This window comes from Nostoc edaphicum CCNP1411 (assembly GCF_014023275.1).
Lineage (GTDB): Bacteria > Cyanobacteriota > Cyanobacteriia > Cyanobacteriales > Nostocaceae > Nostoc > Nostoc edaphicum_A.
This window is the reverse complement of record NZ_CP054698.1, coordinates 5147318-5172370: the sequence shown is the minus strand read 5'-3', so window position 1 is coordinate 5172370 and position 25053 is coordinate 5147318. Positions and strand designations below refer to the sequence as shown.

Below are 25053 nucleotides of genomic sequence, written 5' to 3'. Positions count from 1 at the left end.
AGGGGACAAGGGAGATGAGGGAGTAACGAAGAAGAATTAATAACCAATGACTAATGACTAATGACTAATGACAAATTTCACAATTCAATTACTGCCTTAACTTGCATATTGGTTAAGGTGGCAGCTTTTCGGCTGGAAGCTTCATCTAGTCGGATATGGACTTCTACTACTCTGTTGTCGATATTGCTGACGGGATCTGTGTTGATGACATTCTGTCGTCGCACTTGCAAACCTTTGCGATCTACGATTCCCTGTAATTCGATCGGGAGGTAATCACCAAATACTCGTACTTGCTGCCCTGAATGCACTTTGCCGATATCGCTTTCGTAGACTTCGGCTATGACATACATCTGGCTGGTTTGGCCGATATCTGCAATGCCATCATTTGATACTAATTCCCCAGGATGGGTATGGATCTCAAAGACCTGTCCATTTTGAGGCGATCGCACCTCAGCCTGATTAAGATTAACTTTTGCCAGATTCATCGCTGCTACGGCACGATTGACTTCTGCTTTAGCTGCTTCTACATCCACTCCGCGCACTTCGGCAATTTCATCAAGCGTGGCTGTAGCTTGTTTAACTTGTTGCTGACTAGTTGATTGGGTACGATTTAATAGTGACTGTGCTTCTTGCAAGCTTTTTTGGGCGGTTTCCAAGTTTAAACGCTTACTATCCCGTTGAGAAGCGGAAATTGCGCCTTGTTGATATAGTTGCTGATAACGTTCGTCTTCTGCTTGGGCGTTACGCACTTCGGCTTGGAATCGCTCAATTGTCGCGGCTTGGGCATTAAGATCACCTTGGCGTTCTGCCTCTAAACGAGCGATCGCAGCTTTTTGGGCAGCAATTTCACCACGTTTAGCACCTGCTTGGGTGCGGTTTAGGTTTGCCTGGGCTACTTTTACCTCTTCCTGCGCTTCTTTTAATGCTGCTTGCAAGCGATCGCGGCTGTTCAAAATTGCGATCAATTGTCCTGCTTTTACTCTATCCCCCTCCTTCACCAACAACTTTTCTACCCGGCTTCCTTCCGCAGACACCGCAGCAGAGAGTTTAATTACTTTCCCCTGTGGTTCGAGCCGCCCTAAAGCTGTTACCGTTTTTAACTGTGGCAATTGTGTTGCTGGCACTTGTGTCTCTGGATTTACATAATTTTGCCAGCGTTTTACTATATAAAAACTTATTCCGCCAATCAATAAAGATGCAATTATACCTATAGCAACAGATGGACGCAGAATAGACTTAGGGAACGTTCTGTACCCTAGCTTTGAGTTTCGCACCATAGATTACCTCTTAACTAGTGGCGCAGAAAAAAGAACAAATTAGGCTTTTATCCGTAATTGTTTGCTAATTACTACTTCTTAAGTCAGTTATTGTTGATTTATCACTTAAGGGACTTCCAAGAAATAAATTATCCATTTTGTGGGGTAGGCAACATGAGCGCCCTAAATCTGGGACGGGTGGGGACACCATTGGTGTCAACTTAAGCCAAAAATAGCGTACTGATTGGGTGTTGTTCACCCGCCAGGGATTGTAAATCCCTGACTAATTGCTCAAGTCTACTGAAGTAGACTGAAAATTTTTGCGCTCTAAAGTCCTCTGAAGAGGACTTTAACTATGAGACAGGGATTTACAATCCCTGGCGGACGTGCGGTTTCGCGTTAAGTTGACACCAGTGGTGGGGACAACCATCCCACAAGAAAATTTGGGATGTTTTTTTATTTGGAAGTCCCTAACAGTCCATAACAAAATTGTAAATTGTTGACATTTTAGTTACATCAGGTATTTATCTGGATAGGAAAATAACAAATTATTCTACTGATTGAGAGATTTGTTTTCCTGTGAAACTACCTTTGGTTTATGAAAGTATTCAGGTATAGTAAGCGTTTTCAAAATTATGATTTGTAACAGCGCCAACAATCAGAATCAAATTAAGTTAATAAAATAAGTATTTTTTGTCAAGATTATGAATAACTTCAACTTTTAATGATTAATTCTATATAACAACCAGATCGCAGGTATGATAATTAATCTACCAAACATAGTTAGAGACTAAATTATGTCTACTTAAAACTTAGAGTTATTTCCACTCAAAAATTATGATATTTTTATCCGATACTTTCAAAAGTTAAGGGATATTTAAAATCTATCATTTGGATGCAATACGGAGTAGTAAGCTTAATCTAAAATCGGTCGTTAGAAATTTACTGGAAGGTCTAAGTAGAGCGGCATGAATAATTCAAGGTTTGTAGTGGGGGCTACCCCCTGCGGGAACGCTTCTCTACGAGAGGCTCCGCCAACGCGAACAGCCCTCATTTGAGGACTAAAGTCCTTACTACGAAATAATTTCAAGATTTTTTACATTACTTAATCTACTTTGATTTATTCTCGCCTACTTACTTAGTAGTTTAACTGGCTGCAACAACAGCACGATCATTTACTAACTTGCCATCTTCCATATAGACGATGCGATCGGCAATATCTAGAATGCGGTTGTCATGAGTAACCAAGAGAATGGTACAGTCATGCTCTTTAGCTAGTTTTTGCATGAGGTTAACCACATCTCGTCCCGATTTGCTGTCAAGGGCGGCGGTAGGTTCATCTGCTAAAACAATTTTAGGACGACCAACCAATGCACGAGCGATCGCAACTCTTTGTTTTTGTCCCCCAGATAAATCATCAGGATAATAATTGAGGCGATTTCCTAATCCTACCTCCTCTAACATTTGGGCTGACCGGGTTTTCATTTCTGCTGGTGAAATATTATTATGCACTTCCAAGCCCATTCTGACGTTCTGGAGTACTGTCAGGCTACCGTGCAAGTTGTGCGCTTGGAAAATATAACCATTATTGCGTCGCACTTGGGTAAGTTGTCCTGTACTAGCGCCACAAAGTTCTTGTCCCAATATCTGCAAACTACCGGATTGGGCAGAACGCAAGCCGCCTGCTAAGGTGAGAAGTGTCGTTTTACCAGAACCAGAAGGCCCAGTCATAATAATAATTTCGCCAGCGTTAATATCCAGGTTGATATCAAAAAGAACTTGCTTACGGAGTTGACCATTACCAAAATAGTGGTCGAGATTTTTAACAGAGATAACGGATTGACTAGTCATAAATAGCTCGATTATTCCTGATGATTGTCATTTGTCCTTTGTTCTTAGTCATTTTTTATTACCAAGACTTACGCCAAAATTGCTAATTTCGCTGTCGTAGAGAATAATTCCTAGAGTCTCCGTAAGTCCTAATGACTAATGACTAATGACAGTTTTTAAAACATATCTGCGGGGTCAGCGGACTGTAATTTCCGAGTGGCGATCGCACCAGAAATAATACACATAATCATTGTTAGTATTAACACTGTGGTGGCTCGCGCTACCGTCATATAGAGTGGTAAATTGGTGGCATTGCGAGTTAAAGCATAAAGTCCTAAAGGTGCGATCGCTCCTGGAATAAAGCCCAAGATTGCCAAAATTATTGCCTCTTCAAACACCACGCCTAATAAATAGAAATTGTTATAGCCCATTGCTTTGAAAGTGGCGTATTCTTTGAGATGGGAATTCACATCTGTAGAAAGAACTTGATAGACGATAATCACGCCTACCATAAACCCCATTCCTACACCCAGGCTGAAGATAAACCCGATGGCTGTATTTTTTTTCCAATAATCTGTTTCAAATTCGATAAATTCTGCTTTGGTTAAAACTTTAATATCATCATCTAAATGAGATTCTAAAGCTGCTTTGATTTGTTTGGGATCATAGCCTGGTTCTAGTTGAATCAAACCTATACTGACACTACTTGCTTCTCGTTTAGGAAATAGCCGCAAGAAATTCTGGTCGCTGGTAATCAGGTTGCCATCAGCCGCAAAGGAAGCCCCGATTGAAAATAAGCCGCTAATGGTAATTGTCCGGCGGTCAATTTCAGTTGTCACAGGTTTCCCTTGTGCAACTTGAGCGATCGCTTCTTGATAATCTCCTCTAGAGGCGCGATCGAACAGAAGGGTATCTGGTAGCTTCACCCGATCTATCTGGCTGTTCACATCCGGTAAGTCAAACGCTTGCTTTTCAGGATTGATCCCGATAACTAGCACAGATGTCTTTTGGCGTGTTTTAGGATTCTTCCAATCGACAATGTTGACATACATTGGTTCTGCGGACTTCACCCCTTGTACATCCATTGCCTGATACAGCCGCCGCCGCGTAAAGGTGGACGCATTTAACACGTTACGGGCTTGAGGACTAACTAGAAAAATATCAGCCTGGATACTGTTGTGCAACTTAGTATTACTTTCAAATAAGGCGGTCTGAAACCCTAGCTGCATGAACATAAGAATATCAGCGAAAGCAATGCCTCCCAATGCTACCAATAGACGGCTTTTTTCATGACTCAGTTGCAACCATCCCAGGGGGGTTCGCTGCCGCAGTTGTTGAATAAATCCAATCACAGTTCAATTACCGCCTTTACTTGTAGGTTGGTAAACTTTGCAGCTTTGACGCTAGATACTTCATCTAGTCGCACATGTACTTCCACTACTCTGGCGTCAATATTGCTAGAGGGGTCACTGTTGACGAGATTTTGCCGCTGTACCTGCATCCCCATCCAATCGACGGTTCCCTGTAATTCTCCGGGGAGGGAATCGCTTATTACCTTGACCCGTTGCCCCGATCGCACTTTGTTAATATCACTTTGGTAAACTTCTGCGACTGCATACATCTGGTCGGTTCGACCTAGTTCCACAATCCCGTCATTAGAAACGGTTTCTCCAGCCCTTGTATTAATCTTCAGAATTTGTCCCGCATCCGGTGCGCGGACATAAGCCTGATTAAGTTGCGCTTTAATTTTTGCCACAGTCGCTTGAGCGCTGTCTACCTCTGCTTGAGCGTTGGCAATATCTGTAGGACGGACTTCAGCGGTTTGGTTAAGGGTGGCTTTGGCTTCGTTAATCTGCTGTTGCAAGCTAGCGAGGGTTTGGTTGCGGTTCGCTTTGGCTTCTTTAATTTGCTGTTCTAAAGTAGCTACAGTTCTTGTCTTATTGGCTTGGTTTTCGATTACCTGCTGAGTAGAAGTTTCTGCACTCAAGCGTTTTTGATCGGCTTGCTGACTAGAAATTGCCCCTGCTTTGTATAAAGCTTCGTAGCGTTGCACATCTACTTGAGCGTTCCGCTTTTCGGCTGCAACCCGATCCACCGTTGCTTGTAAACTCTCTCGTTGTCCTTGCAAGTCTGCTTCTAGGCGATCAATTGTGGCTTGCTGAGTTTTGACATTTCCTTCTAATTCGACTTGCAGACGGCTGACAGCAGCTTGTTTTGCTCCAATTTCTCCCTGTTTTGCTCCCGCTTTTACCTGGTCAAGGTTGGATTTGGCAACTTGAACTTGTTTTTGGGCTTCAACTAAACTTGCTTGCAAGCGATCGCGACTATCCATAATGGCAATTACCTGTCCAGCTTGGACGCGATCGCCTTCTTTCACCAATAGCTTCTGAAGCAGACTTCCTTCTGTCGAAGAAGTTGCAGACAGTTTTATAACTTCTCCATTTGGTTCTAAGCGTCCCAATGCTGTAACTGTTTTTACTACTGGCTGAACAGCTACTGGCGCTATTTGCTTCTCATTGGCGGTAGCCTGGAACTTTAGTACCGTGTAAACACTAACTCCGCCTATTAGTAGAGATGTAATTATTGCTAGTGTAGTTGGCGATCGCAAAAGATTTTGGGGAGACTTTAAATCCTCTAGTTTCCAGTTCTGCACCATAGTGTTCACCTTTCCCCATTAGCAACTTGTACTAAACTGTTCAGTTCAATTCATGCTAAACTAAACGGAGTAGTTTAGTCAATAGCACAAAGGTAGAATTCTCAATTTAATCAGCTTGCCTTGAGTTATAAACCAGAATGCTTGTCAGGACTGGGATTAATGACGTAGGGTAAATTGCCACATCTATTAAAATTGTTTATAAGAGAGGATGATTAATAAATGGTACGCATTAAATCTGACGAAGTTGATCGCGATAATTCCGTTGATAAAGTGGAGCAAATTCTGCAAGGGGCAATGCAAGAGTTTCTCCAAAATGGTTATGCTGGTACAAGTATGGATCGAGTAGCAGTAGCAGCAGGTGTTTCTAAAGCGACAGTCTACAGCCACTTTCAAGATAAAGAAGGACTTTTTAAAGTACTGTTAGAGCAACTGGCGAGCAAAAAGAATAACTCTATTTTTGGCACAGAACCTATTGGCAAAGAACCAGCAGCCGTACTACATCACTTAGGTACTAAAGCATTAGATTTGATGAATAGCGACCAAGAACATACTGCATTTATGCGAGTATTAATAGGGGAATCTGGTCGTTTTCCTGAGTTAGCTCAAATTTGTGTCCGAGCGATGATTAAGCCAGTGGCGGAAACTCTCACTCAATACTTGGCCGCTCCTGAGCTAAATATACCTGACCCAGAGGCAACAGCAAGAATTCTTTTAGGAGCGTTAGTGCATTTTCATATTACTCAGGATGTGATGCATGGGAGAGATATTATACCAATGGAAAGCGATCGCTTGATTGATGCCTTGATACACTTAATCACTAAACGCGCCGATTGATTGGTTAGATCCCGGCGTGTGGCGCTTGTTTGGTCAGAAGGTCAAATTCACCTTGAGTAACAGTTGACTATACTCAGTGCTGATTTAATTAAAAAATTACTTAGTACTTATGTACTTAGTAAATGCCCCAACTATTGTATGGACGGTCTTTTAACTCAGCACTGAACAATCTTCATTATTTTTTCTATAGAAGTTACAGTACTGTCTCCGGCTTATTTGGTTTCTTACAAGCTGCCACAAATACATCCTCCAGCGATCGCAAGATAACTAGGCAGGAATGACTTGAACAATTAGTGCGCGTTTATCCAGTGACTGGATTTTACCTACTTGACTGAGATCATTGGCAATTCGGTCTAGCAGTTCTCCTGCTTGGTCACGATATTGATGTTCTCGGCCTCGTAAACGGATGGCAAACTTGACTGAATCGCCTTTACTCAACCACTGAACTGCTTTCTCAATACGTAAATTGTAATCAGCGACACCCACGTTTAGACCGAACCTAACTTCCTTTACCGTAGGTCTAGCACTCTGGCTCTGACGTTTTTTCTTTTGATACTGAAGCTTCCCATAGTTGAGAATCTTCGCGATCGGAGCGTCTTTACCTTGGGAGACTACAACTAAGTCAAGCTCTAAGCTTTCAGCTAGCTGTAGCGCCTCATTGGTGTCAATCAGACCACGATTGTTATTCTCATGGTCAATCAAGAAGACACTAGGTGACTTGATTTGTGAATTAATCAGTTGCTTTTGGATTGCGATAATGAATTTCTCCCATTTGTTCAATACTTTGCTTTACAAGCAGGTAATGCCAATTTAACACAACACTGAATCAGAGCAACTTTAACAACACAATAGACGGCAATCTGTTAAGATTAAGTACTGCGGCACTCGCTCTCAGTCTTGGCGCTACTGCCCATCCAGCCTTTCAATAATTTTTTATCCGTCCGCCTAAGACTGACGCCTCATTGGCGACAGGCCGATGTTATTTTTGGAGTCTTATGTCTTTTTCTCATCTCGGCTTGTCCAATGAAATTATCCGTGCCGTTACCGAACGAGGGTACACGGAACCCACGCCAATCCAGATGCAGGCGATTCCCGCTGTATTATCTGGTAGCGATTTGTTAGCTGGCGCACAAACTGGCACTGGAAAGACCGCTAGTTTTACCCTACCGCTTTTGCATCGTTTGTCGTCCAACAAGGGCAAAGGTACATCTAATGGATACCCACCAATTCGGGCGCTAATTCTCACCCCGACTCGCGAACTCGCTGCACAAGTGGAAGAAAGCGTGCGCGAGTATGGCAAGTACTTAAATCTAAACTCAATGGTGATGTTTGGCGGAGTCGGTATTAATCTGCAAAAACAGCGTTTGAGGGGTCGAGTAGATATTTTGGTCGCTACTCCAGGGCGACTACTAGACCACGTACAGCAGGGGACGCTCAACCTGTCGCATATTGAGGTTTTAGTGCTGGATGAAGCAGATCGGATGTTGGACATGGGCTTTATTCATGATATCCGCCGCATCCTTTCACTTCTGCCCAAACAGCGACAGAATTTGCTATTTTTCGCTACTTTCTCAGACAAAATTAAGGCACTAGCCGCCGGACTGCTCAATAACCCGAAGATGATTGAGGTAGCACGCCGCAACGTTACCGCCGAAACGATCGCCCAGAAAGTTTACCAGGTAGACCGTGACAAGAAACGTCAATTACTTGCTCACTTGATTCGGCGAGATAATTGGTATCAAGTGCTAGTGTTCACTCGCACTAAATATGGTGCTGACCGTTTGGTTAAGCAGTTGGGTGAAGACCGGATTCAAGCACTGGCAATTCACGGTAATAAGAGCCAGCCGGTGCGTACTAATGCTCTAGCAAAGTTCAAAAATGGCACATTACAAGTATTGGTGGCGACGGACATTGCTGCTAGGGGTCTTGATATCAGCGAACTGCCCCATGTAGTTAACTTCGATTTGCCCAATGTACCAGAAGATTATGTTCATCGCATTGGTCGCACCGGTCGCGCTGGTGCATCAGGTGAAGCCGTGTCGCTGGTGTGCGTTGATGAACAGCATCTATTGACAGATATTGAAAAACTGATCGAGCAGCGCTTACCAAAGGAAGTGGTTGATGGCTTTGGCCCCAACCCCGACATCAAGGCTGAACCAATCGCAAATGGACGGCAACACAGAGCCAAAACTGGAGGTGATAAGCGTCCGGCTCGGACTGCTAAACCGCTACCACAGACATCGGCTAAACGTAAGGCAGCGCCACCTGCCACGAATGGTGATAATCGTAATCGTTCTTCCGCATCGCGCCGTTCTGCGAAACGCGATCGCTGATCTTCGTTCTTAGAGGATGTTTGAAAAGTCCTCTTGTCGGTATCAAAAGTTTTAGATCCCCCTAAATCCACGCCACTTGCTCATGGGGGAAACCCCCAAGACCGCAGTGGCTCCCCTTCAAAAGGGGGACTTTGACTCCGGTTCCCCCCTTTTTAAGCTATGCATTATAAACATCTTTCTTAACAAAAGCTTTGACAGTTGTTCTTCCCTCTCTAGCGCATCTTGATAGCGTTGTTTAATGACGTGAGTACAAAACTACAACAAGTCTGTGATCGAAAATAACCGTTGTCGATCTATTTGCTGAAGCTTGATTTTTTCAGCGTAGAAAGCCTGATAATACGATTGATAGCGCTCTGGTTCAGTTTCGGGATCGGTTTGTTGCCATAGTTCCAAAAAGTGGCGATAACGTTTTTCAAGCATCACCAAATCCATGCAAGCGATCGCAGCTTGAACTACTTGCGGAGTCCGCAGTATTTCTTTCTGGTTTTTTTCATCTACATGAAATAAATGGGAAATTAACCCGATCTCGCTGTCAAATTCTAAGAACTGGTCTTGCAGGCGGGAAATTAAATCTGGTAGAGACGCAAAATTTTTCGTTTCTCCATCACCAGATGAAATTTCTAAAATCTGTTGCCATAAAAATCGGTGGTGGGAAAGACTAAATTGCAAATCTCGCTCCTCTAGTTCGGCAATAATCGCTTGACGCTGTTCAGGACAATGCAAGTAAATTCGCAATAACAAGGCTTCTGCGTGTTCTAAAAGGCTGCGTTCTGTGGGGAGTGGGAAGTGGGGAGTGGGGAGTGGGGATTTGCTACTTCCCCATGCTTTCTTCGCTGACACAGGTTTAGAGTATGTAGCCGTAGCCGGAGCAATTTGAGTTAGCAGATTTTCGACTCGTAGGGGTATAAGTCTGGTATCTCCCAAGCTGAGTATTTCTGCACAGTAGGAAACATAATAGTTGCGTGTATCGCTGTTAGCTATATTTTTAAGTAATTTGACTAATTGCTGAGTTACTTGCTGAAAATCAGTAGCCTGTTTTAAGTCGCGGTCTTGAATAATTTGCTGAATCTGCCAGTCTAGCCAAAGTGGCGCATTTGTTAGCAGTTCTCCATAATCTTCTGGAGTGTGGCTATGTAAATATTCATCAGCATCTTTACCATCGGGTAAATTCAGAATCTTTAGCTGAACTTCGCCTTTGTATGCTAACTCAGCAATTTCACCGATCGCCCGTTCCGCAGCATTAGTTCCGGCTTTATCAGCATCAAAGTTGAGTACTAATTGTTTTGATTCGGTGTAGCGTAATATTAACCGGACTTGTTCTAAGCTTAAAGCTGTACCGAGTGAGGCGACGGCGTTATTAATACCAGCAGCGTGGAGAGCGATCGCATCAAAATATCCCTCTACCACCACCGCTTGATCGAGTTTAGAAATTCCATCTTTGGCTTGATCGAGGGCAAATAAGGTTTTACCTTTACTAAAAAGTTCGGTTTCTGGTGAATTCAAATATTTAGGCTGTTCATCAGTTAGAGTTCTCCCACCAAAGGCAATGACGCGCCCTTGAACATCACGGATGGGAATCATCAGGCGATCGCGAAATACATCATAATAACCGCCTCCTTCCCTACGTGGCTTAATCAATCCCGCTTTTTCTAATATTTGCGCTGGATAATGTTTGTCTTCCACTAGATAGCGATGAAGGGTTTCCCAACCTGCGGGAGCGTAACCTAAACCAAATTGCTGTATAGTTTCTTCTTTGAATTGGCGGTTAGATTGTAAATATTGAAGAGCCTTTTGCCCTTGTGATTGTCTGAGGGCGTGTTGATAAAACTGTGCTGACGAAGCCAGAACTTCATACAACTGCTCACGCAAAGATAGCTGACGCTGCAATTCTTGGCGTTGTTCAGGTTCGAGAGTTTGCACAGGTACTTGGTAACGCCGTGCTAAATCCAGCACCACGTCAGCAAAAGAACGCTTCCCCAACTCCATGACAAACTTAATGGCATTTCCCCCAGCTTGACAGCCGAAGCAATAATACATTTGCTTGGTCTGACTGACGGTGAAACTAGGAGATTTCTCATCGTGGAAAGGGCACAAACCGACAAAATCCTTTCCACGTTTGCGTAAAACTACGTATTCCGAGACGACATCTACAATATCAGCCCGTAGTTTCACTTCCTCAATTGTGTCTGGGTGCAAGCGGGGGATTTGCATGGCTTTGTCATTAGTCATTGGTCATTGGTCATTGGTCATGAACTTTGGAGAAATACCAAAGGACAAATGACTTTAGACTTCTGATAGCTATTATATTCTTGTTGCTAGACCAAAAATGATTTGTAGAATTGCTTACACTAAATTTTATCAGAGGAAATACTGAAAATGGGACGTATTTTTATATCAGCGGCTCATGGAGGCAGAGAAGCGGGAGGAATCGATCCAGGTGCGATCGCAGGTGGTACAACTGAAGCGAGAGAAATGATTCTGCTGCGGGATTTGATTGTCACGGAACTGAGAGCGCGGAGTTTGGAAATTTTGGCGGTTCCTGATGACTTGAGCGCCACCCAAACTATCACCTGGATCAATTCCCGTGGTCGCCGGGGTGATGTCGCCCTAGAAATTGAATCTGACGCAGCTAGCAGCCCTTCTGTGCGGGGGGCTAGCGTCTTTTATATTGCTAATAATAGCGATCGCAAAAGCAATGCTGAACAGTTGCTAGTGGGGTTATTGCGCCGTGTACCCCAATTACCGAATCGCGGAGTCAAAGCAGATACGAATAGTGGCTTGGGTAGTTTAGCATTCTGTCGCCAGACAACGCTTCCAGCTTTGGTGATGCAAGTGGGGTTTCTCAGCAATCCAGAGGATCGGGCTTTGCTGCAAACTCGTCGCCGCGATTTTGCTTTAGGTATTGCGGATGGATTAGTCACTTGGAGTCGTGTGATTGACCCCACTCCTGGAACTCCAGCCGAAGCAAATTATCCAGCAATTAATATTAATATTAATGGGCAAAATTACTCAGAGCAAGGAGTTTTAGTTAATGGGAATGCTTACATACCTATTGATTTAGTAGACCGCCTACGGATTGACCTTTCAAAAGCAGCTAATGTTAATCGGATTACCTATCGCAAAGTAGTTTATGTTAAAGCGATTGAACTGCGAGATTTTAATGTTGCAGTGAGTTGGGATGCTGCAACACGTACTGTTAGCTTGCGCTCGAATTTGATGGTTTGCTCTGGTCAATTTGAGCGGGTGATGTCAAACGGGAATACTTCAGAAGTACAGTTACAATTATTTCTGAGAAACAATAATGAAAATGCTTTAGTAAAGTTTCCTGACATCCCAAAACTTTATCGGGAAGAAGCAGGGATAGAGGGAGTGAACTATGATATTGCCTTTTGCCAAATGTGTGTAGAAACTGGATTTTTACGGTTTGGTAGCGATATTAGACCTGAGCAAAATAACTTTGCAGGCTTAGGTGCAATTGGTGGTGGTTCGGAGGCTGCTTCTTTTGCAAGTGCCAGAATTGGAGTCAGGGCGCACATCCAACATTTGAAAGCTTACGCCAGTTTAGAACCTCTGGTACAGGAAGTAGTAGATCCCAGGTTTCGCTTTGTCACACGGGGGATTGCGCCATTAATTGATCAGCTATCAGGGCGCTGGTCGGCAGATTTGGATTATGGTACAAAGATTTCAGCAATGCTCAAACGATTATATGAATCAGCAGGACTTCTTTGAGTGAGTTTCTGCACGACGCGATCGCAAACTTGGTCTGCTTCAGCATCAAGATGCCGTAAAGTTGTTGTAAACTTGATCGCAATTAAGAAGACAGACCGTGATCGTCCCATCAAGCATTAGAGCTTTCGTAGCAAGTCATAACAGTAATTTAGAGTTTACCAGCCTCGCAAAACTATCAAGTGGAAACTTGCTTGCAGAAGTGGATCTTCACCGGGCTGTAGCAAGTTTAAAGCTAAGACAAGACAAAAAAGCATCAATGGGTCAATTTTTGACTCCTGCCTCAGTAGCCCAATTGATGGTTGGGATGTTTAATAAGCTGGATTTGCCTGAAATATCCTTGCTTGATGCTGGAGCAGGAATCGGTTCATTACTAGCCGCTTTTGTGGAAAAAGTATGCCAGCATCGACAACAAACCTCAAGTTTGCGCGTTGTAGCTTATGAAATTGACCCTTTTCTAATTAGATATTTGCATCAGACTCTAGAGCTATGTGAAAGGGAATGTCAACGTGTGGGTATTTCCTTCAATTACGAAATTCGTGAGACTGATTTTATCGAAGATGCAGTCAGGCTACTTCAGATGGGTTTATTGAATAGTGCAAACGCAACAGAATTTACCCATGCTATTCTCAACCCGCCTTATTTGAAAATCAATGCTCATTCCAAGGTGCGCGAATTGCTGCGTTCGATCGGTTTGGAAACTAGCAATCTTTATACTGGTTTTATGGCAGCTACAGCGCAACTTTTAAAACCAAGTGGGGAGTTTGTAGCGATTACCCCGCGCAGTTTTTGTAATGGTCCCTATTTTCGTGACTTCCGCAAGATGTTTTTAGAAACGATGGCTTTACAACAAATACATCTTTTTGAGTCGCGGCAAGAAGCATTTAGTGATGATGATGTTTTACAGGAAACTATCATCATCAAAGCTACAAAACAAAGGCAAAAGTTTAGCAGCGTCATCATAAATACCAGTTCTGGTGCTAATGATGACTTGCTTATGTCACACTCTGTACCATATTTAGACTTGGTTCACCTCGATGATTTAGAGCAGTTTATTCATATTATTCCAGATAACATTAGCCAGCAAATTGTTCAGCGAATAGAACTTTTTACCTGTACCTTGAAAGATTTAGAGCTAAAAGTTTCAACTGGACGGGTAGTAGATTTTCGAGCTAAAGATTACCTAAGAGAAAATATAGAAAACAATACCGTTCCTTTAATATATCCAGTGAATTTATCGAATGGATATGTAGAGTACCCAAAAATAACTAAAAAGCCCCAAGCAATAGTTCATATAGAAGAAACAGCGAATCTTTTGATACCAAATGAGCATTATGTTCTATGCAAAAGATTCTCATCGAAAGAAGAGAAAAAGCGTGTTGTTGCGGTGGTTTATGATGCAAACCAATTTAATTATGAATATGTCGGCTTTGAAAATCACTTGAATTACTTTCACAAAGATGGGCGTGGAGTTAGCCTTATCTTGGCTCGTGGGCTTGCTGTTTATCTCAATTCAACCCTAGTTGATGCTTTTTTTCGGTTGTTCAATGGACATACTCAGGTCAATGCAACAGATTTGCGAAAATTAAAGTACCCTAATTTGTCACAGCTATTTTTGTTAGGGACGGGGTTTAAAGAAGAATTTCCTTCTTTACAGGAAATTGATGAACTTATAGAAAATCAGCTACTGAGTATGTCGAATCTATCAGAGAATAATCCAATTGCAACTAAATCTCGAATTGATGAAGCGCTGCAAATCTTGACACAATTGGGCTTTCCACGAACACAGCTTAATGAACGGTCAGCTTTAACCCTCCTGGCATTGCTTGATTTAAAACCGACAGACTCTTGGCAATTAGCAACTTCCCCTTTGATAGGAATTACGCCGATGATGGGCTTTATGGCTCAACATTATGGCAAAACCTATAAACCCAACACACGGGAAACAGTTCGCCGCCAGACAGTACATCAATTTCTGGATGCAGGTTTGATAGTTGCTAATCCAGATGATTTAAGCCGCCCTATCAACAGTCCCAAAACTGTATATCAGATTGAAAATAGTGCGTTAGAACTATTAAGAACTTACGGTACTGACGAATGGGAAAAGAACATTTGCACTTACCTTGCTTCAGTTGAAACTCTGAAAAAGCAATATGCTCAAGAGCGTGAAATGTCCCGTATTCCCATAGTAATTAATGGAGAAATCAAAACTTTATCACCAGGTGGTCAGAATATTCTGATTGAAAAAATTATTAATGATTTTGCCCCTCGTTTTACTCCTAATGGAAAGCTTATCCATGTTGGCGATACAGATGAAAAGTTTGCTCACTTCGATGAAGCAGCATTGGCAGATTTAGGCGTTAACATTGATTTCCACGGCAAAATGCCAGATGTGATTATTCACTTCACCACAAATAACTGGTTGGTGCTGATTGAAGCTGTAACCTCACATGGCCCAATTAATCCTAAACGAAAGAAGGAACTTGAAGTTCTATTTAGAAATGCCGAAATACCTCTGGTGATGGTAACAACATTTCTCAGTCGTAAGGCAATGGTGGCATATCTGGCAGAGATTGCTTGGGAAACAGATGTTTGGGTTGCTGAAGATTCTACTCACCTGATTCATTTCAATGGTGAATATCTATTGCAGGCTTACCAAATAGAAAAGAAGCAAACTTCCTGAATCTACAGCAAAATTCAGGTGTCTGTGTAACATTTATAGCGCAATACGCTTGGGTTAAGATTTAACTCTTTGTCAATACTTTCTTATACCAATTCAATTAATGATTACAACATATCCTTGGGTAAAGACGCGATGAATCGCGTCTCTACAAGATGGTCTATTTGTTGCATTCTTTTTTCAAATTGGTATTACATATCTTGCTTGTATTCTTCTAACAATTGCGGAATGTGATCATACCCATCTACACCGATAATCGCAATAATTTTCGGGCGATGTTGCTGTAAGAACTTGTGGAAAGCTTCTGTCCCTATCTGTCCTTGCAAAATTGTCAGTAACCCTGCTGGTTGTCGCCATTCACTAGAAGCAATTTGCTCTAAAAGATACATTCCCAAGCAGCCTGTGTAAACAGTCTTTTCCGAATTTTGCAGATGATAATAAGCTTCTGCTAAATAAGCTAAGTTCCGCCCCTGTAGATACAAATCACCGGAAACTTGCGCTGTTTTAAAGCCATCTTCGAGATATTTAATTGCGGTTTGGTGTTGTCCAATTACTAGATAGGCAATTCCTAAACTGCTGACACATAAGGCTTTACTTTGAAGATCGCCTAATTTTTCTGATAATTTTAAACCTTGTTCCAAATAATTAATTGCGGCTTCATAAGTTTCTGGTTCTAAGTTTTCCAATTCTTGAGCTTGCATGACTTCGCTGTAGCCCAAATTCACTAGCGCGTTTGCTTCTCCTGTTCTATCGCCTGCTTGCCGACTCAGTATTAATCCTCGTTGACTGTAGTTAATTGCCTCAGCATAATTTTGCTGTTGCACGTATGTGCGGCTGAGGTGGTTGAGATTGGCAATTTCACAAGCGCGATCGCCTGCATTCCTGGCGATCTCTAGTGCCTGCTGATGAAAGTCAATAGAGCGCTGGTATTGTCCCAAAGCACGCTGAGAATAGCCTAAAAGGGTCAAAATTCGCGCTTTCTCTTGGGTTCCTTCGCCTTTTCGCAGCGGTTCATCTAAATAATCGAGGGCATCTCGCAAATAAGTGCCAGTAAAAGAGGCAAAAATCCCGCCGTAAAAGGGAAAATATGGACGCTGGGCAAAGGTTCGTAAAATCTGGAGCATGATTTGAGAACAGGCATCGCCGTATACTTTTCCAATGCTGCCAAAACCACTTGCTAACTGACTCCAAATCACTGCAAAGGTCAAGAAAGTAGAAATGGACAACTTTGGCCCCGCTTTCACATCGTAAGCTTGTTGGTCAAACCAGTTAATTAGTCCCCGTTGCAAGTACTGTAAAATCAATGCCATTTCCACCCAATCTCTGAGGGTGATTCCTCGTTGTCGCTCGGTAAACTCTATTACCGATTCTTCCCTAGCCAAGGTGCGAAGCAGTGATTGGGGTAACTCACTATTGAGTTGTTTCGCCCAACTTGCCCAAGGGCCACCTTCTCCCGGTACGCCGCCAAATCCCAGAGATTCTTTTTGCTCGTACATCCAACTGAGCAAGTTATCTTGCAATCGCTGCCAAGAAGCTAAACCACGGGTAATCCCTTCAGAAAATTGTTCTAAATCAGAATCTACCTGAGCAAATTGCTGTAATGATTTTGATAACTGCTGTAGCTGTTGCAAATTTAGGGGATACTTCTGATTGGGGTCAGTAACCCGGATAAATACCGCCAAACGCTCGTCAGCGGGGGCTGTGGTAATTTCTGAAACTGCCGAGGCGATCGCTTCTGTGGCTTTATTTTGCTCTTGCCACCGTTGCCATTGACTTTGAATAGTCTTAATGGCTCTCAAACTGCGAGTAGCCTTGGCTTTCTTGAGTTCGTCTTTTTGGCTATCTACTTGACTTTGCAGGGAATTCAGGCGATCGCTCAAAGCTAGCTCAAAAACTTCCCCTGTCCCGGAAGTAATTCCTTTCAGCAGCATTTGATATACCTGTTCCACAGAGCTTATTTTGCCCTTGAGGGTGGTTTCGACAATTTCATCAATTAAGGCAAGATAGCGATCGCTTAATGGCAGAGAGTCTGGCACTTTGGCTATTAGGAGAATGTCACGTCAATTCTAATTCTAATCTTGGCAGCAAAAGTTGGGGAATTGGGCATTGGGCATTGGGCATTGGGCATTGGGCATTGGGCATTGGGAATTGGGCATTGGGCCAGAACTAAAGTTTTCATTCATACTTCTTTCCTCCTGTCCCCTGTCCCCTTCCTCCTGCCTTTCTTTGTAAAAGTCTAAATTATCTAGGATTTATTCAGTAGTAACGCACGTTATGACAACTCAAACACTAGGACTCGAACAAAATCTCTATGACTATTTACTATCAATATCTCTTCGAGAACCGGAAATTTTAACCCAACTGAGACAGGAAACAGCCCAATATCCCATCGGTAGAATGCAAATTGCTCCCGAACAGGGGCAGTTTTTGGCGTTACTGGTGCAATTGTTGGGAGCAAAAAAAACTTTGGACGTTGGGGTATTTACAGGTTATAGTTCCCTGGTGGTGGCATTGGCGTTACCGAGCGACGGTAAGGTGGTAGCCTGTGATATCAGTGAGGAATTTACAACGATCGCTCGGCGTTATTGGCAGCAAGCAGGAGTGGCGGATAAAATTCAACTGCACATTGCCCCAGCTTTGGAGACTTTGGATCGGCTACTCGCAACAGGAGAAGCGGCAACTTTTGATTTTGCCTTCATTGATGCAGATAAGAGCAATTATGATGGCTATTATGAGCGATCGCTGCAATTAGTGCGGTCGGGGGGACTGATTGCGATCGATAATGTCCTCTGGTCAGGTAGGGTTGCCGACCCCCAAGTGCAAGATAATAGAACTAAAAGAATTCGTGCCTTTAATCAAAAACTGCATCAAGACCAGCGAGTTAGTCTTAGTTTAATAGCGATCGCAGATGGCTTAACTCTGGCACTGAAGAAGTAATGTCTTTACCGAAGAAAGGCAGAGGGCAGGAGGCAAAAGGCAGAAGGCAGGAGGCAGAAAATATATTTTTTGCCCTCTGCCAAACGGGTTTGAGAGCAACTAAATTTATTTATGAATAAAGGTTAAAAATGTATTTTGAGACGCGCAGCGCAAAAATACAGCGTCCATCATAAATCCCCTAAATTTATTTATGGGGATTACCTCCTGCCTCCTTCCTGCCTTCATCCTCCTGCCTCCTTAAGCCATATCCCGATGTTTGCAAATCGCTACCAGATATTTCAGATGCACTAACCCTTTCCTCAGCGACCGATTTCGACATCTTCGAGGATGCCAAGTGCGTCAGGAACGAGGACAGCTGCGGAGTAGTAGGCAGTGACGAGGTAAGAGATAATGGCCTTTTCGCTGATGCCCATAAATCGGACGGACAAACTGGGTTGGTATTCGTCCGGGATACCAGTTTGATGTAAGCCAATCACGCCCTGATCTTTCTCACCAGTGCGGAGTATAAGGATAGAACTGGTCTGATTCTTGGTAATCGGAATCTTGTTACAGGGAAAAATCGGTACATTGCGCCACGTGATTATTTTGCTCCCATCCATGTCGATGGTGTCTGGATAGATGCCCAGACGGTTACACTGGCGACCGAAGGCTGCAATAGTGCGGGGATGAGCCAGAAAGAACCTCGACTTCCGCCGACGGGTGACTAGTTCATCAAGGTCATCGGGAGTTGGGGGGCCGCTGCGAGTGTAGATGCGCTGTTTCAGGTCGGCGTTGTGCAACAATCCAAATTCGCGGTTGTTGATCAACTCGTATTCTTGACGTTCCCGCAATGCCTCAATCGTCAGCCGCAGTTGTTCTTCCGTCTGGTTATATGGTTGATTGTACAGATCCGCAACGCGAGTATTCACTCGCAACATAGTCTGAGCAATGCTTAACTGATATTCGCGGGGTGAAAGTTCGTAGTCAACAAATGTTCCTGGTAATGTCGTCTCTGTACTATGACTGGTTGACAACGCGATCGCAGCTTCCCCATACTTGTTTTGTGGAAGTTCGGCGCGAGTCCGAAACTGCTCAACTTGGGCTTGCAACGCTTGCGACTGGTTGAGCAGTTCCCGAAATGCCTGTTGTGGTAGTGCTAATACGGTGCATCGGGTCACAGCTTTGACTGTGAACTTCCAATTGCTTTCTGAATCGACCAACACGCGATCGCCAAAATAATCACCGTCAGCTAGCATATCCAATAGAGGCTGCTCGTCATACTTGCCAATACCAATCTTGTTTACTTTGCCATGTGCGATTAAGAAAAGCTGATTGGCTGGCTGACCTGACTGGACAATGATATCACCAGGTGCGAACTCCTGCTGAACAAACCGACTTGCTAACGCCCTCAGCACCTCGATATCGTCAAATCCTCGCAGCAAGGGCAACTCACCAAGTTCCTGGGGAATCACCTGCACCTCGGCTCCGGTGTTGGAGAAACTCAACCGCCCATCACCTACTGTATAGGTCAACCGACGGTTCAGCCGATAAGTGCCACCCTTCGTCTGCACCCACGGCAACATCTTCAATAACCACCGTGAGGTAATTTCCTGCGTCTGCGGTGCAGATTTGGTGGTCGTGGACAAATTACGCGCAGCATCTTTACTCAAACTCAGTTGAGGTTGTCCACTCTCAACATTTAAATTTGATTCAATAAAATCCGTCATCAGCCGATCCTCTAGTTAGTAATAAAAGTGCCATTCAGTACCAATACGGTTCGGTTAAGGTTTTTTGATGAAAATTCTAGATCCAAAGACGCGATAAATCGCCGTCTCTACAAGGAACAATCTTTTGTAGAGACGGCGATTTATCGCGTCTCTTGCCTTAATCAAACCGTATTGCATTCAGTGCTGAGTGCTGAGTTAAAAGACCGCCCACTTTCTTGCAGGGTATCAACAGTCAGCTATAATTTTTACTCACTCAACACTCAGCACTCCTGATATTTAGCGCCCAATTTCAACATCTTCAAGGATGCCAAGTGCGTCAGGAGTGAGGACGGCTGCGGAGTAGTAGGCGGTGACGAGGTAGGAGATGATCGCCTTTTCGCTGATGCCCATGAATCGAACAGACAAGCTGGGTTGGTATTCATCGGGGATACCAGTTTGATGTAAGCCGATCACTCCTTGTTTTTCTACACCAGTGCGGAGCAAAAGGATAGAACTGGTGCGGTTATTGCTGATGGGGATCTTATTGGAAGGAAAGATGGGTACGCCGCGCCAAGATGTTACCTGAACGCCGTTCACATCTACGCTTTGTGGATAAAGACCCAGGCGGTTGGCCTCACGACCGAAAGCAGCGATCGTCCGGGGGTGAGCCAGGAAGAATCCCGGCTCCTTCCATACCGTAGCCAACAGCTCGTCCAAGTCATCGGGGGTGGGTGCGCCGCTACTGCTGTAGATCCGTTGTTTGAGGTCAGCATTGTGCAGCAACCCGAATTCGCGGTTGTTGAGTAATTCGTGTTCTTGACGTTCCCGCAATGCCTCGATAGTCAGACGCAGTTGTTCTTCTGTCTGGTTGTACGGTTCGTTGTACAGATCAGCTACCCGTGTACTTACTCGCAACACCGTTTGAGCAATGCTCAACTCATATTCTCTGGGTGTGAGTTCGTAATCGGCGAAGGTTCCCGGCAACTCAGCCTCTTGGGGATGATCGGCTGCCAGTTCAATGGCCGCTTCACCTTGGGCAGTTTGTGGCTGGTTCAGGCGGGTGCGGAACTGTTCAACATGAGTTCCTAACGCCTCAGACTGAGCGATCGCCCTCTCAAACGCTGCTTGGGGTAGCGACAAAACGATGGTTCTGGTAATCGCTTTGAGGGTGTACTGCCAAGTATCCTCCGACTGCACCACAGTTTCATCGCCGAAGTGATCGCCGTCAGCGAGCACATCGAAGACGATCTGCTCGCCATACTTGCCAACACCAATCTTGTTGACCTTGCCACGAGCAATCAGAATGACGCGATCGGCAGGCTGGCCAAGTTCGACGATTACATCATCTGGGGCATACTCTTGCTGCACAAACTGGTTTGCCAACCCGGTCAATACGTCAAGGTTGTTAAACCCTCGCAGTAAGGGCAACTCAGTAAGTTCCAGGGGAATCACCTGCACCGTTGCTCCGGTGTTAGTGAAACTCACCCGCCCATCACCGACGGAATAACTCAACCGACGGTTGACCCGATATGCGCCACCTTTCGTCTGCACCCACGGCAACAACTTCAATAACCACCGCGATGTAATTTCCTGAGTCTGTGGTGCAGATTTGGTCGTTGTCGCCAAATTACGCGCCGCTGCTGTACTCAAAGTTAAATGGGGCTGCTGATCTTCTACATTCAAATTGGGATCGTTAGAATACGTCACAACTTAATCCTCCACTTTAATTAGTTACTAAAAAAACTGATCTCACGCGATCGCATACTGATACCAATTTGAAAAATGATTGCGACAAATGGAAAACTGAAACACTTATCCAATGGATGTTTCACAATCCAAAATCTAAAATCTAAAATCCAAAATGGTATGACCTTGAATTAACTCACCGACAAAAAACCTGACTTTATTGACCGAGTAATGACCTTAAACCCTCATCGATCCAATACGCCTAGCTGAAGTACCCAGCCCTCTGGGCCCGCTAAGTAGCCGCCCTGCTAACGAATTACGCAATTCAAATTCCTTATAGCGGTCTACCGTTATATGCCACTTGAGGACGCCGCACATCCACTGCTCTAGTTTCTTGACGTATCCAAGCAGTTTCTCGCGGGTACTTGCATCCAAATCGAAATCATCGAAAAGGGCTGGCAGTTCGGTGGCGACGATGTGTTGAAACTGGAGCGCCCGAGCGGTCATCAGGTTGTTGACAACCTCAACCGCCTCTGGTGTGCCGCAATTGAGGAAATTCTGAACGACCAGCACGCAGTTATGGATTTCGCCCTCGAATTCGATTTCTTTCTGATATGAAAAGATATCGTTGGTAAAACAGGCGAAGTCGGCGGCGGAATTATCGAGCGATCGCATCGTTCGGGTGCGGTAAATCTCCTGCGGGATCTCGCTCCCCTGAGCTAGTCGGGACAAGCTCATTGTCAGATCCGAACCAAAGGTCTTACGGCGCATCTCAATATAATCTATCGGGTCGGGAATCCGATTTTGGATCTGGTTGGCAAGTTCCCACACCCAACTGTCAGTCATATCCTGGATTGCGCGGCGGAACTGAGTCCGCGCGTTTGCGGACATGGGGCCAGCTGTGCGAGACCAAATATCTGCCAAACCGGCTTCCACCGGATTAGTCGGAACCTCGCTGGGGGTGGAGTCATCCAGAGGCATAAACGCCGACAGTCGGGCATTGAACACTTTTGCACCAGCCATGTTGCGGTTATTCCCGTAGAGTGCCGGGAAGTAATCGTCGGCATAGGTTCCCCAAACAAGCCAGCACGCTGTCAGATTTAGCTCAGGGCCAGATCCATTCGGATGGATCAATGCGCCGCATAGAGCTACGTCGGCAACATCAAACTTGTGGTCATCCCAGATGACGGCATCAGGAATCCCAGGTAGTGATTCCAGCATCCCCATCTCACGCGCCCATTCCTTGGAATGCTTCCGCGCAGCATCCAGATGGGGATTCAAGCTTGTAGTGAAGGGCATGTAAAACTTCGGCAGTGTTACTGGCCCGACAGCCTGATATGGAACGTGAGTAAAGCTCTTGAACCTTCCCAAACCCAAGGCGGCGTATAGCGATTCAATCCGCGCAGCCGATGTGCCTAGTCCTGTGGGGCCTCCCAGAAGTGGCGTGGATGTCTGAGAATTGTCTCCTCCCTTGTTCATGTAACGGCTCGATCGCATGTGCCACTCGTGACCGCCCGATTGCCAGTCCTGGAGTCCTTTGATGTAAAGGAGAACGTTCACACGAGCCACTGGGTCTAGTCCATACTCTTCAAAGAGAGGGGGCAACTCGGTGACGGCAGTGTTATCAAACTGGTATAACCGCGAGGTCAGCAGTTCGTTGGTGAGGTTAGCCGCCTCCTGGGTACTCACATTCAAGAAGCGCTCCAAGACCAACACGCAGTTGGCGTTCTCACCTTCATCCTCCACTTCTCTCTGGTAGGAGAATAAGTCGTTGCGAAGATGCACTCCATCGGCAAATGTGTCTTTGAGGATACGCATTGGCCGAGTCGAGGCGATTTGGGCCGGAATCTCTATAAACACGGCGTGTTCGACGAGATCCGCTGACCACGGAGCGCCACCAACTTTGCGGCGCATCTCAATATATTCGATGGGGTTGGCAACCCGATCTTGGTTGATATTGGCGAGTTCCCACAGAGACTCTTCTAGGAGGTTCTTGGTACTCTCAAAGAATCGAAGTCGCCAATCCACAGATTTAGTAAAGGCAGTGCGAGACCAGAGGTCAGCCAAGCCGCGCTCTACTGGGTTGGTCGGAACCGAAAGGGTATCAGTGGGATGCACTGGCATAAACGCTGGCAATCGGTCAAGGTATTCCTTTGCCCCAGCCATGTCTTGGGTGCGTTTATAGATTTCCAGGAAGTGATCGTCGAAGAAGAACACCCAAACATACCAGTCGGTTACTAGGTCAAGCTCCGCTCCCGGCGCATCTGGATGGGTATAGGAGCAAAGCAAGGCGTAATCGTGGGAGTCAAATGTATGTTCATCCCAGATAACCGAGCTTTGCGCTTCCTCTTCTGAGCCAAGTATCCCCATCTCGTAGGCCCACGCTTTGGAATGGACTCTTGCCGCTTCTAGATTTGGGTTCAGCCGTGCGGGCCAAGGCGTGTAAAATTCTGGCAGTTCAAAGGGTTGCATGATCTGCGCGTAATCTCCTCTTGGGTCTTCTTGCTGTCTTTATTTCGTGGCTGATCTGAGTACCGTTGCAGTTCATGGATATCCTCGCCAACCGGATTAAGTCTCCACATTGGTTTGCTTGTGATAGCTTGTGTTAAGGCGATAATACAAGATACTGCTAATTCAAATAACGAGCTATGTACGTTTTATTTGAAGTTCCCTATACCAAAGATAAGGCATTTCAAAAAGCTGTTTAAGTCATTACTTTTTTCCAATGCTGGCAGATTAATTTTTAGTGATTTATTATGGTGTTCTCATAACTTTTCATAGTTTTAAAAAAAAAGCAATCCGTAGATGAAAGCACTTAAACAGATAGTTAAATCAAAAATTGAAGGATAAGAAGACAGTTAAGACAGTTAAGCAGATATTTAAATCAAAAGTTGAAGAATAAGAAGACAGTTAAGACAGTTAAGCAGATATTTCAAACATTTAAGACAGTTATTAAAGAATAATTAATAATTGTTAATCCTTTACAAGTAATGTTGATTAACTGGTGTGAATTAACGAAACTCCAATCAAATCAATAAACCTCTGCTATGACCCAATACGATTCGGTAAAGGGGAAAGGGGAAAAGGGAAAGGGGAAAGGTTTTAAGCAAAACCAATTTCCAGAGCATAAGGAAAGTGAAGAGTGCTTATCCGAACCGTATTGTGCTATGACCTAGATGAAATTCCGGAAAGTGAGGACACAGAACAAAGTAGTGTAATTGTGACTGAACTTTCAGAAGAAGCCCTCGTCTCTGGTTCCCATGCTCTGCATGGGCTTATTAGGGGCTGCTGCCTCCAGTCAGACATTGAGTCAGAGACTCAATGAATGCATTCCCAGGCGGAACCTGGGAACGAGGAAAGTCTTATCACAGCTAGGTTTTTAGGTCTTGTGTGTACACCGTAGCGATCGCAGCGTGTTGTAGACAGGGCT

16 protein-coding genes are annotated in these 25053 nt (G+C 44.5%); 6 read left to right on the top strand and 10 right to left on the bottom strand.

The annotated features are described in order from the left end of the window. Window positions 1–77: 77 nt before the first annotated feature. From HUN01_RS24430 to HUN01_RS24415, 4 genes are all read right to left on the bottom strand, one after another. Entirely contained in the window at window positions 78–1274 is a 1197-nt protein-coding gene (locus HUN01_RS24430; protein ID WP_420832818.1) for an ABC exporter membrane fusion protein, read from the bottom strand. A gap of 1128 nt (window positions 1275–2402) precedes the next feature. After that, on the bottom strand, window positions 2403–3107 hold the full coding sequence (locus HUN01_RS24425) for a DevA family ABC transporter ATP-binding protein (protein ID WP_181928352.1): 705 nt from the start codon (window positions 3105–3107) through the stop codon (window positions 2403–2405). A 155-nt stretch (window positions 3108–3262) separates the two neighbouring features. Beyond that, window positions 3263–4438, bottom strand: coding sequence for an ABC transporter permease DevC (devC, locus tag HUN01_RS24420; RefSeq protein WP_181928351.1), 1176 nt, complete (start codon window positions 4436–4438; stop codon window positions 3263–3265). Then, the gene (locus tag HUN01_RS24415) at window positions 4435–5742 is read right to left on the bottom strand and encodes an ABC exporter membrane fusion protein (protein WP_181928350.1); all 1308 of its coding nucleotides are present in this window, start codon (window positions 5740–5742) and stop codon (window positions 4435–4437) included. The genes devC and HUN01_RS24415 overlap by 4 nt, the downstream gene beginning before the upstream one ends. Window positions 5743–5961: 219 nt before the next feature. On the opposite strand from HUN01_RS24415, the gene HUN01_RS24410 reads away from it, so the two are divergent. Beyond that, on the top strand, window positions 5962–6576 hold the full coding sequence (locus HUN01_RS24410) for a TetR/AcrR family transcriptional regulator (protein ID WP_181928349.1): 615 nt from the start codon (window positions 5962–5964) through the stop codon (window positions 6574–6576). A 267-nt stretch (window positions 6577–6843) separates the two neighbouring features. Here HUN01_RS24410 and infC read toward each other — a convergent pair whose 3' ends face one another. Then, the gene (gene infC, locus HUN01_RS24405; RefSeq protein WP_181928348.1) at window positions 6844–7356 is read right to left on the bottom strand and encodes a translation initiation factor IF-3; all 513 of its coding nucleotides are present in this window, start codon (window positions 7354–7356) and stop codon (window positions 6844–6846) included. Window positions 7357–7571: 215 nt separating this feature from the next. Between infC and HUN01_RS24400 the strand changes: the two genes are divergently transcribed. After that, window positions 7572–8909, top strand: a complete 1338-nt coding sequence (locus HUN01_RS24400; RefSeq protein ID WP_181928347.1) for a DEAD/DEAH box helicase — start codon at window positions 7572–7574, stop codon at window positions 8907–8909. Between the two features lie 255 nt (window positions 8910–9164). Here HUN01_RS24400 and dnaG read toward each other — a convergent pair whose 3' ends face one another. After that, entirely contained in the window at window positions 9165–11120 is a 1956-nt protein-coding gene (gene dnaG, locus HUN01_RS24395) for a DNA primase (protein WP_181932802.1), read from the bottom strand. A 165-nt stretch (window positions 11121–11285) separates the two neighbouring features. Here dnaG and tftA point away from each other — a divergent pair, with 165 nt between their 5' ends. Both tftA and HUN01_RS24385 read left to right on the top strand, forming a co-directional pair. Next, on the top strand, window positions 11286–12638 hold the full coding sequence (gene tftA, locus HUN01_RS24390) for a hormogonium tapered terminus morphoprotein TftA (protein ID WP_181928346.1): 1353 nt from the start codon (window positions 11286–11288) through the stop codon (window positions 12636–12638). A gap of 97 nt (window positions 12639–12735) precedes the next feature. Then, a complete protein-coding gene (locus HUN01_RS24385; RefSeq protein ID WP_238845586.1) occupies window positions 12736–15318 on the top strand; it encodes a BsuBI/PstI family type II restriction endonuclease in 2583 nt (860 codons plus the stop codon). Between the two features lie 188 nt (window positions 15319–15506). On the opposite strand, the gene HUN01_RS24380 is transcribed toward HUN01_RS24385, so the two are convergent. Next, a complete protein-coding gene (locus HUN01_RS24380) occupies window positions 15507–17351 on the bottom strand; it encodes a tetratricopeptide repeat protein (RefSeq protein WP_181928345.1) in 1845 nt (614 codons plus the stop codon). A 238-nt stretch (window positions 17352–17589) separates the two neighbouring features. On the opposite strand from HUN01_RS24380, the gene HUN01_RS24375 reads away from it, so the two are divergent. Beyond that, window positions 17590–18252 carry a class I SAM-dependent methyltransferase gene (locus tag HUN01_RS24375; RefSeq protein WP_181928344.1) on the top strand — a complete coding sequence of 221 codons (663 nt, stop codon included), beginning with the start codon at window positions 17590–17592 and terminating at the stop codon, window positions 18250–18252. A 299-nt stretch (window positions 18253–18551) separates the two neighbouring features. On the opposite strand, the gene HUN01_RS24370 is transcribed toward HUN01_RS24375, so the two are convergent. From HUN01_RS24370 to HUN01_RS24360, 3 genes are all read right to left on the bottom strand, one after another. Continuing rightward, window positions 18552–19958: a family 2B encapsulin nanocompartment shell protein gene (locus tag HUN01_RS24370; RefSeq protein ID WP_181928343.1), complete on the bottom strand. Its 1407-nt coding sequence runs from the start codon at window positions 19956–19958 to the stop codon at window positions 18552–18554. Window positions 19959–20234: 276 nt separating this feature from the next. Continuing rightward, window positions 20235–21644: a family 2B encapsulin nanocompartment shell protein gene (locus HUN01_RS24365; RefSeq protein WP_181928342.1), complete on the bottom strand. Its 1410-nt coding sequence runs from the start codon at window positions 21642–21644 to the stop codon at window positions 20235–20237. Between the two features lie 216 nt (window positions 21645–21860). Continuing rightward, on the bottom strand, window positions 21861–24095 hold the full coding sequence (locus HUN01_RS24360; protein ID WP_181928341.1) for a family 2 encapsulin nanocompartment cargo protein terpene cyclase: 2235 nt from the start codon (window positions 24093–24095) through the stop codon (window positions 21861–21863). 670 nt (window positions 24096–24765) lie between these two features. Between HUN01_RS24360 and HUN01_RS24355 the strand changes: the two genes are divergently transcribed. Then, complete coding sequence (locus HUN01_RS24355; RefSeq protein ID WP_181928340.1) at window positions 24766–24948, top strand: hypothetical protein; 183 nt, start codon at window positions 24766–24768, stop codon at window positions 24946–24948. Window positions 24949–25053 lie beyond the last annotated feature (105 nt).

Bases quoted from the DNA above. Each gene is read 5' to 3' on its own strand.
- HUN01_RS24425 (WP_181928352.1), bottom strand. From the start codon at position 3,107: ATGACTAGTCAATCCGTTATCTCTGTTAAAAATCTCGACCACTATTTT.
- HUN01_RS24415 (WP_181928350.1), bottom strand. From the start codon at position 5,742: ATGGTGCAGAACTGGAAACTAGAGGATTTAAAGTCTCCCCAAAATCTT.
- HUN01_RS24410 (WP_181928349.1), top strand. From the start codon at position 5,962: ATGGTACGCATTAAATCTGACGAAGTTGATCGCGATAATTCCGTTGAT.
- HUN01_RS24400 (WP_181928347.1), top strand. From the start codon at position 7,572: ATGTCTTTTTCTCATCTCGGCTTGTCCAATGAAATTATCCGTGCCGTT.
- dnaG (WP_181932802.1), bottom strand. From the start codon at position 11,120: ATGCAAATCCCCCGCTTGCACCCAGACACAATTGAGGAAGTGAAACTA.
- tftA (WP_181928346.1), top strand. From the start codon at position 11,286: ATGGGACGTATTTTTATATCAGCGGCTCATGGAGGCAGAGAAGCGGGA.
- HUN01_RS24375 (WP_181928344.1), top strand. From the start codon at position 17,590: ATGACAACTCAAACACTAGGACTCGAACAAAATCTCTATGACTATTTA.
- HUN01_RS24370 (WP_181928343.1), bottom strand. From the start codon at position 19,958: ATGACGGATTTTATTGAATCAAATTTAAATGTTGAGAGTGGACAACCT.
- HUN01_RS24360 (WP_181928341.1), bottom strand. From the start codon at position 24,095: ATGCAACCCTTTGAACTGCCAGAATTTTACACGCCTTGGCCCGCACGG.